Source organism: Pedobacter sp. (assembly GCF_965279535.1).
GTDB lineage: Bacteria > Bacteroidota > Bacteroidia > Sphingobacteriales > Sphingobacteriaceae > Pedobacter.
This window is the reverse complement of sequence record NZ_OZ257244.1, coordinates 4,555,798-4,570,700: the sequence shown is the minus strand read 5'-3', so window position 1 is coordinate 4,570,700 and position 14,903 is coordinate 4,555,798. Positions and strand designations below refer to the sequence as shown.

8 protein-coding genes are annotated in these 14,903 nt (G+C 38.5%); 2 read left to right on the top strand and 6 right to left on the bottom strand.

The window, feature by feature from the left end:
- Positions 1 to 6 precede the first annotated feature (6 nt).
- Both ACQY77_RS18930 and miaA read left to right on the top strand, forming a co-directional pair.
- Positions 7 to 657 carry an IS1096 element passenger TnpR family protein gene (locus tag ACQY77_RS18930; protein WP_421940755.1) on the top strand — a complete coding sequence of 217 codons (651 nt, stop codon included), beginning with the start codon at positions 7 to 9 and terminating at the stop codon, positions 655 to 657.
- Between the two features lie 93 nt (positions 658 to 750).
- Positions 751 to 1,662 (top strand): tRNA (adenosine(37)-N6)-dimethylallyltransferase MiaA, encoded by a 912-nt coding sequence (gene miaA, locus ACQY77_RS18925; protein WP_421940756.1) that lies wholly within the window; start codon positions 751 to 753, stop codon positions 1,660 to 1,662.
- A 54-nt stretch (positions 1,663 to 1,716) separates the two neighbouring features.
- Here miaA and ACQY77_RS18920 read toward each other — a convergent pair whose 3' ends face one another.
- The 6 genes from ACQY77_RS18920 to rpoB form a co-directional block, all read right to left on the bottom strand.
- The gene (locus tag ACQY77_RS18920) at positions 1,717 to 3,009 is read right to left on the bottom strand and encodes an SGNH/GDSL hydrolase family protein (RefSeq protein ID WP_421940757.1); all 1,293 of its coding nucleotides are present in this window, start codon (positions 3,007 to 3,009) and stop codon (positions 1,717 to 1,719) included.
- A gap of 11 nt (positions 3,010 to 3,020) precedes the next feature.
- Positions 3,021 to 4,244: an OmpP1/FadL family transporter gene (locus tag ACQY77_RS18915; RefSeq protein ID WP_421940758.1), complete on the bottom strand. Its 1,224-nt coding sequence runs from the start codon at positions 4,242 to 4,244 to the stop codon at positions 3,021 to 3,023.
- Positions 4,245 to 4,324: 80 nt separating this feature from the next.
- Positions 4,325 to 4,636, bottom strand: coding sequence for a DUF3467 domain-containing protein (locus tag ACQY77_RS18910; protein ID WP_421940759.1), 312 nt, complete (start codon positions 4,634 to 4,636; stop codon positions 4,325 to 4,327).
- 207 nt (positions 4,637 to 4,843) lie between these two features.
- Positions 4,844 to 6,448, bottom strand: a complete 1,605-nt coding sequence (locus ACQY77_RS18905) for a sulfatase (RefSeq protein WP_421940760.1) — start codon at positions 6,446 to 6,448, stop codon at positions 4,844 to 4,846.
- Between the two features lie 143 nt (positions 6,449 to 6,591).
- The gene (gene rpoC / locus ACQY77_RS18900) at positions 6,592 to 10,878 is read right to left on the bottom strand and encodes a DNA-directed RNA polymerase subunit beta' (RefSeq protein WP_421942414.1); all 4,287 of its coding nucleotides are present in this window, start codon (positions 10,876 to 10,878) and stop codon (positions 6,592 to 6,594) included.
- A gap of 92 nt (positions 10,879 to 10,970) precedes the next feature.
- On the bottom strand, positions 10,971 to 14,774 hold the full coding sequence (gene rpoB, locus ACQY77_RS18895; protein ID WP_421940761.1) for a DNA-directed RNA polymerase subunit beta: 3,804 nt from the start codon (positions 14,772 to 14,774) through the stop codon (positions 10,971 to 10,973).
- Positions 14,775 to 14,903 lie beyond the last annotated feature (129 nt).

Below are 14,903 nucleotides of genomic sequence, written 5' to 3'. Positions count from 1 at the left end.
ACAAAAATGGCTATTTATAAATTTAGAATTACTTTTGAAGATTTTGATGATGTTGTGAGAGAGATCGACATTAAATCAAACCAAACCTTTGAAGACCTGCATAAGGCTATCCACAGATCTACGGGATATAATGCCGAAAAACCTTCTTCATTCTATGTAAGCACAGACAATTGGCTAAAGGGTGATGAAATAGCTTATTTGCCAAGTGAGCGTAAAAAAGATCGTGTAGTTTTAATGGAAAATTCAAAATTAAGCGGTTTCATTGAAGATCCTCATCAGAAATTCTATTATACTTATAATTTCGACCGCCCTTACGATTTCCATGTAGAGCTGGTAAAAATTATTTTGGACGCAGATCCTAATATTGAATATCCGTTTTTGGCGAAAAGTACAGGCGAAGCACCAAAAATTATGGAAAAAAACAGCCCTACAGCTGTTGATCCGCGTGGAGCAGGTGCCGCTGCCAGTGAATTTGATTTCTTAAATGAAATGAACTTTGTTCCTGAGGATACCGATGAACTAGAAGCCATGGGAGAAATGGGAATTAACGAGGAAGAGCGGGATGAGGATGAAGAAAATGAAGAAGAAGATGAATTTGGTGATGAATTCTCTGACAACGATAACTACGATGACGATAGTCGCCGAGACGATTATTAACACATCATTTAAAGTACAATGCCAGGTGCTGCCTGGCATTAGAATAAAACACTAGTCAGATGGATTCCATCTGACTTTTTATTTTATATGCTCATGCAATCAAATTCCATAAAGACCTTAATTTCAGTAGTAGGACCAACAGCTATTGGTAAAACGGCTATGGCTATACAATTGGCTCAACATTTTCATACAGAAATTATCTCTTCAGACTCGAGGCAATTTTTTAAAGAAATGGAAATTGGTACAGCTAAGCCAAGTCCTGAAGAACTGGCCACTGCAAAACACCATTTTATCGATTCTCATTCTGTCGCTAAGTTGTTCAGCACCGGAGATTTCGAGCAGGAAGCCTTAAAAACACTTGAAGAAATTTATTCTAAACGTGATGTTGCTATAATGGTTGGTGGATCGGGCTTGTATGTAAATGCGCTGTTGAACGGACTTGATGAAATGCCAGAAATTGATTTAGCCATTAGAGAAGAGCTAAACAAAAAATTTGAAATTGAGGGATTAGCTGCTATCCAATTGCAACTGGCAGCGCTAGATCCGGAGTATTTTGCTAAAGTTGATCAAAATAACCCACAAAGAATGATCCGGGGCTTAGAGGTTTTTCTTTCAACCGGGAAAAAACTATCCTCTATGCTCTCCGCAACTAAAAAAGTTCGCCCTTTCAAAGTGATTAAATTAGGTTTAAATACAGACCGCGCTGTCCTTTATGATCGAATTAACAGAAGAGTTGATTTGATGATCGAAAACGGACTCGTAGAGGAAGTAAAATCGCTTATCCCCTATCGCAGCTACAACGCACTAAATACCGTTGGATATAGTGAGATTTTCGATTACCTTGATGGAAAAACAAACTTAGCAGATGCAATTTCTGCAATTAAACAAAATACCCGCCGTTTTGCGAAAAGACAGTTAACCTGGTTTAGAAGGGATGATGAAATTACCTGGTTTGAACCCAATGAGTTAAACAAGATAATTACTTACATTAAGGATAAAATTTAGAATTAAGGCCAGCAATTACGCTGGCCTTAATTGTTACCATCTAAAATAATCTAATTAATCAGGAAATTTTACTCCTCTATACCGGGTAATGTCTATAGATGGAATCGTTGAACCATACTTCGTATTAATGGCATCAATAAAAACATTGGCAATTACAGCATTCCCTCTTGGAGTTAAATGAATTCCATCTAATGAAAAAGCACCACCAGTTATAAAAGCAGCATTTATCCCTACACCTTGAATCGTAACTCCATTTTTAACCTGATTAAAATACGCATAGGTATCAGCTATAGCTAAACCTTTACTAGCCGCCAATGACTTAATTGTACTGTTATAACTATTGATATAATCTTTAATTTTGGTTACTTCATCTTTATCCAATACCCAGTTACTGGTAATGGGGTTAGCCCTATGCAAGCCGTAAGGGGCACCTCCGGGTCCCGGAACTCCAAACAGATTTTGTGATTGAAAAGGTAGACGAATTAAATCTTCATTGGTAGCCTCTCTAACTGTGCCTGTACCCGTTTGTATAAAAACAGCTGTTGCTGCAGGGTTAATGGCTTTAGCTGCGTTGAGTAAAGCCCCTACCGTAACAGTATTAAAATAAGGAACGGCCGTTACATCCGGAATGGTTCCAACTACCCCTTTTTGTCCAGCTACTGTTAAGGCAGTTACTAAATTGGAATAAAGCGAGGCAAATGTTGTTTTATCGGTTAGTACGGTCGTTGGATCAGTCATTACCGTAACGCCACCATTTAATGCATTACCTAAGGCGTCATTATTTCCTATCCATAAGGAAAAGAAAGTATGATTTTTGCCCTGTATATACTGAAAGTAACTTGTAGTCCCAACCTGCGCATCCGGAAGCAGTCGCTCAAAGTAAGGATTTAATGCGCTAAACTGTGGAGCAAAGGCCAAATCTACCCGCATCCCCGGGATACCTAAATTCTGTATTTCGGCAGTATTTTTTGTTAAATGTTCAGCCGCGTCCCGGTAGGCCAGGTTATTGGTTACATTAGCTATTGTTGGGCTGCCATTTACCAATGCAGTAAGATTTGCATATCCTGATCCGTTAGCTTGCTCTGTTGAAAAAAATGGAGAGGTGAAAGCTCCACCACCAAGAGTAGTCAATTTCTCAGCGATTAAATTAGGGTATGCTACTTTTTGTCCCTCTAAATATAAGCCTCCATCGGCAAAACCAGATGTTAATGAATTTCCTACTGCAATATATTTACTAAAATTGGCTGTACCCGCAGATGTTCCTGCCGGACTTTCGATTTCAGGTTTACATGATGCTGCGAATAGTATTACTGCAGCAATGAAACTATTCAATATAAACTTTTTCATAGCGCATTCTCCTACCATTTATAAGTTAATGAAAGACCAGGTGCATACACCAGCGTTTTAAATGTACCGTCTAAACCCGTTTCTATATTTTTCTGTTTACGGGATTTAACATCTTCAAAGAAAAAAGATGCATTGACTTCAAAATGGCTTGTAGGCGCATAGCCTACTCCTGCACTTAAAATATACCGATCGGCATCTGGTGCTTCGGGAGTTACATATCCATCCTGCACCGGAGAAAATGCATATCCAACTCCTGCCCTTAAGGCAAGTTTCTCGCTTGCCTGATGGTTGATCCCCAATTTAAACGAAGAACCATCACGATAATTGCGTGCAGATTTCGTGTCGGCAAGCGCTGTGGTATTGGTAGCATAATCAAAAGCTAGTTCCTTGTAAACATGCCATTGTACCCAGCTTGCATCGAATGCTAATTTTGTAGAAGACGACAATGGAATACCTATACCTAAAGTTGTGGTTGCAGGCAATGGGAGCTCGGCGTTAAAAGTATTACCCGTAGGGAAAGATGATCTCAAGGAATTGGACACATCAAATTCAGCACTCCCTCCATCCAGTTTAGTCACCACTTTCGATTTATGTACAATGGCGAAGGTAATGTTACTTAAGGTATTGATGTAAATTCCTGCATTCCATCCATATCCGGTCCCCGTTCCATCCAGTGTAGCCTTTCCTGATCTTCCATCAGGGAAGTTTACAGGTAAGGCCCTTTGTAAGTTAACATCACCATGGTTATATACAAATCCGGCACCGATACCGATCCTGTCTGTGATTTTAATACTTAATGTAGGTTGAAAGTATATGGCTTTTAAATTTAATGACGTCAGTGCATATCTACCTGACCAATCATCTCCCCAATCAACTAAACCGCCAAAAGGTGTATAAACCCCTAACCCCAGCTTCCATTTTTGGGATTTAGGGCCCCATACAGCATAAAACTCAAATGGAGGAGCAATTTTATTCTTTACGTCTTCGGTAACGTTAGATCCTGATTGCTTAAATGCAGATTTAAAAAGAAGGGGGTTAACACCTGCTGATACAGAATTCTTTTCTAAAAAAGTTACTGCTCCCGGATTAAAAAAAACTGATGCTTCATCTAAGGCTAAGGCAGAACCTGCGCCTGCCATGCCTATTTGTTTCTGTCCTTGTAAATTAACCTGAAATCCTTGCCCCATAACTAACAGGGGCGCAGACAGTATTACGCTCAATAAAATTTTTTTCATGCTTATAGATGGTTGTCGAACAATATATATTATGCTAACATAGCAAGCAAATAATTTGTTTTAAACAATCTTAAAAAGCATTAAGCCTGTGCGGTAGGCCCTCCAAATCCCATTGGAAATGGTGGTTCTTCCTGAGTTTTTATCCTTCCGTTTATCGCTTCAAATTTTGCAATGTTGTCTTCAAGTGCTGATAACAGGCGTTTTGCGTGTTCAGGAGTAAGTATAATCCGTGATTTTACTTTTGCTTTAGGGATACCTGGCATCACCCTGATGAAATCCAGTACAAACTCCGTATTAGAGTGTGTGATAATGGCCAAATTAGAAAAAATCCCTTCTGCTATCTCTTCAGATAGTTCTATATTTAATTGGTTCTCGTGTTGTTGTTCTTCCATGATATTCAAAAGTAAAAAATCTTAGCTTATGAATGGTGTAAACATTCATCTTTATAAATAGTTTTATAAAAATAGTGGAGGAAGGCAGATATAAGTTTTTTCTCTCCATTGATAGCGCGCCGAATAGTGATTATAAACAGCAATCATTGCCTTGCTGCAAGAAACTTTACTACCACACCAATCGGCTTTATGAAGTTTTATTTCCCCCTATAATTTGCTGTTGAAGATTTTTAATGCTTCAGTATCTTCATTAATCAGAATAAGTGACTTTAACTTTTGCTTAAGCAACTCCTTAACTTTAACGTATTGTTTACTGTCGATTATATTATCCAATTCATTGGGATCTTTTTTCAAATCATAAAGTTCCCAGGCATCCACACCTTTATAAAACCGGATTAAAACGTAGTCATCAGTCCTAATCCCGAAATGAGGAGAAACGTGGTGCGGGCCGGGATACTCATAATAATGATAATAAGCTCCCTCACTTTTCCAATCTTTAATATCAGGATTTTTCAATACGGGTAAAAATGATTTCCCTTGCATAAAATCTGGCTTTTTTATACCCGCAAAGTCAAGAATAGTGGGTGCCCAATCCACATTGGATACAATCTGGTTAAGCTTTTTATTTTGTAGGGGTAATTGAGGCATCCGAATCATTAAAGGGGTTTTGAGGGATTCTTCATACATAAATCTTTTATCGAACCAGCCATGCTCTCCCAGATAGAAACCCTGGTCAGAACCGTAAATCACGATGGTATTTTCTGCTAATCCGGTACGGTCTAAATAATCCAAAATTTCACCAATATTACGATCCAAAGATTTTGCAGTTGCGTAGTAATCCTTCATATAGCGTTGGAATTTCCATTCCTTAAGCGCATTTCCGGATAAATTAAGCTTTTCAAATTCCTGAGTGATTTTCCCATAATAGTTGCGGTAGCTGCTACTTTGAATACTATCCATCCTCGCATATTCACCCTGTTGATAGTACCTTGCAATGGATGCTTCTATCTCTTTACCTTTGATTACATTATTTTTATCCTGATTTTTCGATCTGGGTTTTTCACCAAAAGGCTGATTAATTTTCAGATCGGTTTTAAGCGTCATCACCTCTCCTATTCCCATCAACTGTTTGGAAGCAGCCTTTCTACCCTGGTATTGATCATAGAAAGTTCCAGGCAGGGGAAATGTTATGGAATCATAAGCTCCAAGATCTTTCAAATCCGGTAACCATTCGCGATGGGTGGCTTTTTCGCCAACAACCAGAAAAAAAGGTTTAGTAGTATCTCGCTTATCCAGATAGCTCTTGGTAAGTTGCGTAATTACATCAGTTACATATCCATTGAAAAGCACGGTATCATTTTTTTGATTGATGAAATCAGGGTTAAAATAATGTCCCTGAACAGGCATTACATTCCAATAATCGAAACCACTTGGTAAACTACCCAAATGCCACTTACCTATCCATGCAGTTTGGTAACCACTTTCACTCATGATCTTAGGCAGAAAACGTTGATTGGTATCCAGCACACCATCATTCACTTTATACCCATTTTTGTGACTGTACTGTCCGGTGAGCAAACAGGCTCTGCTGGGACCACAAATGGAATTTGCGACTACGGCATTATTAAATAAAGCTCCCGATTTAGCTATCCGATCAATATTAGGTGTAGAGATTAACTTATTTCCATATGCACTTATGGCTTGATAGGCATGATCATCTGAAAGTATAAAAATAATGTTAGGACGCTTGGATTGAGCAAAGGATGCTAAACTATACAACCAAAGAAGTAAAATGAAAAAATAGTGCTTCATACGAAAAGTAAGTTAATGTATATTCCAAATATAATCTCTTTTTATAAAGTAGGTTTGTTAAAAATGGATTAAGATTTTTATCATAAAAAAAGCCCTTCAGAAAATGAATTCTGAAGGGCTTAAATATTGGAACAGATAAGCTATTATGCTTCTACTTCTTCTTGTTTAGAAGCTAATAATTTATCGTACTCTTCTTGTGAACCTACAATGATACGTTCGTAACCACGTACACCAGTACCTGAAGGGATTAAGTGACCAACGATCACATTTTCTTTCAAGCCTAACATATTATCGCGTTTACCTGCAATTGCAGCCTCATTTAATACTTTCGTGGTTTCCTGGAACGAAGCCGCAGAAATGAACGATTTAGTACCTAATGATGCACGTGTAATACCTTGTAGAATAGAACTAGCTGTTGCTGGTCTTGCATCACGCACCTCAATTTGTTTTAAATCTTTACGTTTCAATTGAGAATTTTCATCTCTTAATCTACGTAGAGAAACAATTTGACCTGGCTTGAATTCAGTTGAGTCTCCGGCGTCTACAACAACTTTCTTGTCATAGATTTCATCGTTCTCTTCTGCAAAATCCCAACGATCTACAGCATTATTTTCTAAGAAAATGGTATCTCCCGGATCTTCGATATGAACTTTTTGCATCATCTGGTGAACGATTACTTCAAAGTGTTTATCGTTGATTTTTACACCTTGTAAACGATAAACCTCCTGGATACCGTTAACAAGATATTCTTGAACCGCTGCAGGACCTTTAATTGCTAAGATATCTGCCGGAGAGATCGAACCATCTGATAATGGCATACCCGCTTTCACAAAGTCATTATCCTGTACAAGGATGTGTTTAGACAATGGAACAAGGTATTTTTTAACTTCACCATCTTTAGATTCAATAGTAATCTCACGGTTACCACGTTTAACACCACCTAAAGTTACTACACCATCAATCTCAGTTACAACAGCTGGGTTTGAAGGGTTACGCGCCTCAAATAACTCAGTTACACGAGGCAAACCACCTGTAATATCTCGGGTTTTTCCTGTTGCACGAGGGATTTTCGCAATGATTTGACCAGTTTGGATAGTTTCACCTTCATCAACTGAAACGTGAGCACCTACCGGAATGTTATAACCTTTAACGAATTCACCTTTTTTATCAACGATTTTAACCGAAGGGTTTTTCGTTTTATCACGGGTATCGATAATTACTTTTTCACGGTGACCAGTTTGCTCATCTGACTCTTCACGGAAAGTTACACCTTCAATGATTGCATCAAATTCTGCTTTACCGGCGAACTCTGAAATGATAACCGCGTTGTATGGATCCCACGAACAGATTTTATCACCTTTGGTAACTTTATCTCCTTCTTTAACAAATAAGAATGCTCCATAAGGGATGTTATTAGTTACAATAACACGACCTGAACCCGGCTCAACAATTCTGAACTCACCTGAACGGCCTAATACAACTTGTACTTTACCATCTTCAGTTTCTGTATCTACTGTACGGATATTTTCAAATTCGATAACACCATCAAATTTCGCAACGATGTTTGATTCTGCAGCAATGTTAGATGCAGTACCACCCACGTGGAAAGTACGAAGTGTTAACTGTGTACCCGGCTCACCGATTGACTGTGCAGCAATTACACCAACAGCCTCACCTCTTTGAACGCGTTTACCAGAAGCTAAGTTACGTCCGTAGCACAATGCACAAACACCACGTTTCGCTTCACAAGTTAATACCGAACGAATTTCGATACCATCTAACGGAGATTCATCAATTGCTTTAGCTACCTCTTCGTTAATATCTTCACCCGCACCTACCAGCAATGTGTTATCCAAAGGATTATAAACATCGTGTAATGAAGTACGACCTAAAATTCTATCATATAATGGTTCTACAATATCCTCATTATCTTTTAACGCTGTAGTGTACATACCTCTTAAGGTTCCACAATCTACATCATTAACGATCATATCCTGAGCAACATCATGTAAACGACGAGTTAAGTAACCCGCATCCGCCGTTTTTAATGCCGTATCCGCCAAACCTTTACGAGCACCGTGAGTAGAGATAAAGTACTCTAATACCGATAAACCTTCTTTAAAGTTTGATAAAATCGGGTTTTCAATGATATCACCACCTGAACCTGATTTCTGAGGCTTAGCCATCAAACCACGCATACCGCATAACTGACGAATCTGCTCTTTCGAACCACGCGCACCTGAATCAAGCATCATGTACACAGAGTTGAAACCTTGGTTATCGCTAGATAACTGGTTCATTACGAAAGTAGTTAATCTGTTGTTGATACGTGTCCAGATATCGATAATCTGGTTGTAACGCTCGTTGTTGGTAATGAAACCCATGTTATAGTTGTTTCTTACCTCTTCAACTTCAGCAGCAGCTTGCTCAAGTAAAGTATGTTTCTCAACAGGAATGTTTACGTCTTGTAAGTTGAACGATAAACCTCCTTGGAATGCCATTTTGAAACCTAATTCTTTGATATCATCTAAGAATCTTGAAGCACGTGCCATACCCGTCATCTTAACTACCTCACCGATGATATCTCTCAACGATTTCTTAGTTAATAACTCATTGATATAACCAACTTCTTCAGGAACCATCTGGTTAAACAATACTCTACCAACTGTAGTTTCTGTTAACTTATTAACGATAGAACCATCAGCTTGCTTAACATTTACTTTTACTTTAATAAATGCGTGTAAGTCTAATTGTTTTTCGTTGTAAGCAATGATTACTTCTTCTGGAGAATAGAAAGACGCATCTTGTCCTTTTACTACTCTGGTTTCATCTGTTCTACGGCCTTTAGTAATATAATAAAGACCCAAAACCATATCCTGAGAAGGTACTGTAATTGGCGTACCGTTAGCAGGGTTTAAGATGTTGTGAGCAGCTAACATCAACACTTGGGCTTCCAAAATTGCTGCATTACCTAATGGTAAGTGGACAGCCATCTGGTCACCGTCAAAATCCGCGTTGAATGCTGTACACACTAATGGGTGTAATTGGATTGCTTTACCCTCAACCAATTTAGGTTGGAAAGCCTGGATACCCAAACGGTGTAACGTAGGTGCACGGTTTAATAATACCGGGTGACCTTTTAATACATTTTCAAGGATATCCCAAACTAATGGGTCTTTTCTATCAACAATTTTCTTGGCTGATTTTACCGTTTTTACCACACCTCTTTCGATCATCTTACGAATGATGAATGGTTTATACAGCTCAGCAGCCATATCTTTTGGTAATCCACACTCGTGTAATTTAAGGCTAGGCCCTACAACAATTACCGAACGAGCTGAATAATCCACACGTTTACCTAATAAGTTCTGACGGAAACGACCTTGTTTACCTTTCAAAATATCTGAAAGTGATTTCAAAGCACGGTTACCTTCAGTTTTTACCGCATTAACTTTACGTGAGTTATCGAATAACGAATCTACAGCTTCCTGCAACATACGTTTTTCGTTACGTAAAATTACCTCTGGTGCTTTAATCTCGATCAAACGTTTTAAACGGTTGTTACGGATAATTACACGACGGTATAAATCATTTAAATCTGAAGTAGCAAAACGACCACCTTCTAATGGAACTAAAGGACGTAATTCTGGTGGAATAACCGGAACGATCTTAACAATCATCCATTCAGGACGATTCTCGATACGTGTATTAGCGCCACGGAAAGCTTCAACAACCTGAAGGCGTTTTAAAGCCTCATTTTTACGTTGCTGAGAAGTTTCGTTAGCTGCCTGGTGACGTAAATCGTAAGATAAAGTATCTAAATCAATACGTTTTAATAAGTCTTCTAATGCTTCCGCACCCATTTTGGCTACGAATTTATTAGGATCTTTATCATCTAAATATTGATTTTCTTTAGGTAATTTATCTAAGATATCTAAATATTCTTCTTCAGTTAAGAAGTCCATATAATTGATACCCTCTTCAGCCATTAAACCTGCCTGAATAACTACGTAACGCTCGTAATAGATAATTAAATCTAATTTTTTAGTAGGTAAACCTAATAAATAACCGATTTTGTTTGGTAAAGAACGGAAATACCAGATGTGCGCAACAGGAACCACCAAACTGATGTGCCCCATACGCTCTCTACGTACTTTCTTTTCAGTTACTTCAACACCACAACGGTCACAAACAATACCTTTATAACGGATACGTTTATACTTACCGCAATGACATTCGTAATCTTTTACCGGACCAAAAATACGCTCACAGAACAAACCATCACGTTCAGGTTTGTAAGTACGGTAGTTAATGGTTTCTGGTTTCAACACCTCACCACTAGAACGCTCCAAAATAATTTCCGGAGACGATAAGCTAATGGTAATCGATGTGAAATTGCTTTTTAATTTATTATCCTTTTTGTAAGACATATCTCTTTCTTTAATGATCGAAGGATTGAGTGATTGAATGATTGAATGATAGTTAACCCATCTTTCAATCATTCACTCATTCTTTCATTCAATTAGTCTAACGTAATATCTAAACCTAAGCCGCGTAACTCGTGTACCAATACGTTGAACGATTCTGGTACGCCTGGAGTTGGTAAATTTTCACCTTTAACAATGGCTTCGTAGGTTTTAGCCCTTCCAATAACATCATCCGATTTAACGGTTAAGATTTCTTGAAGGATATTAGCAGCACCAAATGCCTCTAATGCCCAAACCTCCATCTCACCAAAACGCTGACCCCCGAATTGAGCTTTACCACCCAATGGTTGTTGTGTAATTAATGAGTACGGTCCGATTGAACGGGCGTGCATCTTATCATCAACCATGTGTCCTAATTTCAACATATAGATAATACCTACAGTTGTAGTCTGATCGAAACGCTCACCTGTTAAACCATTATATAAGTAAGTTTTTCCTGAGGCCGGAACACCTGCTTTAGCGATCCACTCTTCTACTTCATGGTGTTTAGCACCGTCAAAGATTGGAGTTGCAAATTTAACACCCAATTCTTTACCGGCCCAAGCCAATACAGTTTCGTAGATCTGACCAAGGTTCATACGTGAAGGTACACCCAGTGGGTTCAACACAATATCAACCGGGCTACCATCAGCTAAGAAAGGCATATCTTCATCACGTACAATACGTGCAACGATACCTTTGTTACCGTGGCGTCCTGCCATCTTATCACCTACTTTTAACTTACGTTTTTTAGCAACATAAACTTTGGCCATCTGTACAATTCCCGATGGAAGCTCATCACCTACACTAATCGCGAATTTATCACGTTTGTAAGCTCCAAGTTCTTCGTTAACACGGATACCATAGTTGTGAAGCAACATCTTAATAAGCTCATTCTTATCATCATCAGTAGTCCATTTATTAGGGCTAATGTGCTCATAATTAAGCTCAGCTAAAATTTTCTGTGTAAACTTAGCACCTTTAGGTACCAATAATTCTTTGTAAATGTTAAATACACCTTGAGATGTTTTACCGTTTACAATAGCGAATAATTTGTCTACTAATTCATTTTTTAACTTTTCAGTTGCTTTGTTGTAGTCCTTATCCAACTTCTCAATTGCTGATTTCTCTTCTGCTTTCGAAGTTTTCTTAGCACGGCTGAATAATTTAGTGTCAATTACTACACCCTGGATTGAAGGAGGAGTTTTCAAAGACGCATCTTTAACATCACCTGCTTTATCACCAAAGATTGCACGTAGTAATTTTTCTTCCGGTGAAGGATCAGACTCACCTTTCGGGGTAATCTTACCAATTAAAATATCACCTTCTTTTACTTCAGCACCAATGCGGATAATACCGTTTTCATCAAGGTCTTTAGTTGCCTCTTCAGAAACGTTAGGAATATCTGGTGTTAATTCCTCTTCTCCACGTTTAGTATCACGTACTTCTAATTCAAACTCTTCAATATGCAATGAGGTGAATACGTCATCACGAACGATACGCTCATTAATCACGATCGCATCCTCAAAGTTGAAACCTTGCCAAGGCATGAATGCCACTTTCAAGTTTCTACCAAGTGCAAGCTCACCGTTTTCAGTTGCATAACCTTCACAAAGAACTTGTCCTTTAGTAACTTTCTGACCTTTCTTAACGATTGGTTTTAAGTTAATACAAGTATTTTGGTTGGTTTTCTTGAATTTGATTAATCTATAAGTTTTGCTATCACCTTCAAATGATACCAAACGATCATCTTCGTTACGCTCATATTTAATGGTAATTTCATTAGCATCAACATATTCTACAACACCATCACCTTCAGCGTTAATCAGTGTTCTTGAGTCACGGGCAACGCGACCTTCCAAACCTGTACCAACAATTGGTGCTTCAGGACGTAACAATGGTACGGCCTGGCGTTGCATGTTCGATCCCATCAAAGCCCTGTTCGCATCATCATGTTCTAAGAACGGAATCAACGAAGCAGCAATTGAAGTAATCTGGTTAGGTGCAACGTCCATTAAGTCTAATTTCTCAGGCTCAATAATCGGGAAGTCACCCTCATAACGTGCTTTAACGCGTGGTGTGATAAAATTACCCTGGTCATCATATTCTGCATTGGCCTGAGCGATAGTTTTACCATCTTCATCCTCAGCAGAAAGATAAATTACGTCAGAATCAACCACTACTTTTCCCTCTTCCACACGTTTGTAAGGTGTTTCGATGAAACCTAAGTTATTGATTTTAGCGTGTACACAAAGTGATGAAATCAAACCGATGTTTGGACCCTCAGGAGTTTCGATAGTACACAAACGACCGTAGTGCGTATAGTGAACGTCACGAACCTCGAAACCAGCACGTTCACGAGATAGACCACCTGGACCTAAAGCTGATAAACGACGCTTGTGGGTAATCTCTGCCAATGGATTCGTTTGATCCATGAACTGAGATAACTGGTTCGTACCAAAGAAAGAGTTGATTACTGATGATAACGTACGAGCGTTGATCAAATCAGTTGGGGTGAAAACCTCGTTATCGCGAATGTTCATACGCTCACGGATGGTTCTGGCCATACGGGCTAAACCAACACCGAATTGTGCATATAACTGCTCACCTACCGTACGTACACGACGGTTTGATAAGTGGTCAATATCATCCACCTCTTCTTTAGAGTTGATCAATTTGATCAGGTATTTAACAATGGCAATAATATCTGCTTTTGTTAAAACCTTTACATCATCCGGTGTATCCATTTTCAATTTACGGTTGATGCGGTAACGACCAACATCTCCTAAATCGTAACGTTTATCTGAAAAGAATAAACGATCAATGATACCACGTGCAGTTTCCTCATCAGGTGGTTCTGCGTTACGCAAAGCACGATAGATGTTTTCAACAGCCTCTTTTTCAGAGTTTGATGTATCTTTTTGTAATGTATTATAAATAATGGTATAATCGGCCTGGCTGGCACCGTCATCTTTAGATAAGATAATAGTTTTAACACCTGCTTCGATTACCATATCGATATGTTCGTCTTCTAAAATGGTTTCTCTTTCAAGAATCACTTCATTACGATCGATAGAAACTACCTCACCAGTATCTTCATCTACAAAATCCTCTACCCATTTTCTTAATACCCTTGCAGCAAGCTTACGTCCGATATATTTTTTCAAACCAGATTTACTAACCTTAACCTCATCGGCAAGATCAAATAATTCTAAGATGTCTTTATCAGAATCGTAACCAATAGCACGTAATAAGGTGGTAACCGGGAACTTTTTCTTACGATCGATGTAAGCATACATCACGTTGTTAACGTCTGTAGCAAACTCAATCCATGAACCTTTGAAAGGGATAACACGCGCAGAATACAATTTGGTTCCGTTAGTGTGACGGCTTTGGCCGAAGAACACTCCTGGAGAACGGTGTAATTGCGAAACGATAACACGTTCAGCACCGTTGATTACAAATGTACCTTTAGGTGTCATGTAAGGGATGGTACCTAAGTAAACATCCTGGATTATGGTTTCAAAATCCTCGTGTTCTTCGTCATTACAAGAAAGCTTGAGCTTTGCTTTTAACGGAACATTATAGGTTAATCCACGTTCGATACACTCATGTATATCATAACGAGGTGGATCCACAAAATAATCAAGAAATTCCAGTACGAAGATGTTTCTTGAATCAGTGATTGGGAAGTTTTCGGCAAACACTTTGAACAAACCTTCGCTAGAGCGATCGTCTGATGTGGTATCTATCTGGAAAAATTCTCTGAATGATTGCAATTGCACGTCAAGAAAATCAGGATAATCTATAATGTGCTTACTAGTTGCAAAATTTACTCTTTGTTCGACTTTCTTTGCCAATGGACTAAAAGTTTTTTAGTTTAAGAATAAACTATTTGTTTGGCTTTGGTTAAAGCACCTCATCAACCAAACAAAATGAGATGTTTATAAACAGGTAAAGACACCGACATTTTCAGTCGGTGTCTGATA

Coding starts and splice junctions, on each gene's coding strand:
- ACQY77_RS18930 (WP_421940755.1), top strand. CDS start 7: ATGGCTATTTATAAATTTAGAATTACTTTTGAAGATTTTGATGATGTT.
- miaA (WP_421940756.1), top strand. CDS start 751: ATGCAATCAAATTCCATAAAGACCTTAATTTCAGTAGTAGGACCAACA.
- ACQY77_RS18920 (WP_421940757.1), bottom strand. CDS start 3,009: ATGAAAAAGTTTATATTGAATAGTTTCATTGCTGCAGTAATACTATTC.
- ACQY77_RS18915 (WP_421940758.1), bottom strand. CDS start 4,244: ATGAAAAAAATTTTATTGAGCGTAATACTGTCTGCGCCCCTGTTAGTT.
- ACQY77_RS18910 (WP_421940759.1), bottom strand. CDS start 4,636: ATGGAAGAACAACAACACGAGAACCAATTAAATATAGAACTATCTGAA.
- ACQY77_RS18905 (WP_421940760.1), bottom strand. CDS start 6,448: ATGAAGCACTATTTTTTCATTTTACTTCTTTGGTTGTATAGTTTAGCA.
- rpoC (WP_421942414.1), bottom strand. CDS start 10,878: ATGTCTTACAAAAAGGATAATAAATTAAAAAGCAATTTCACATCGATT.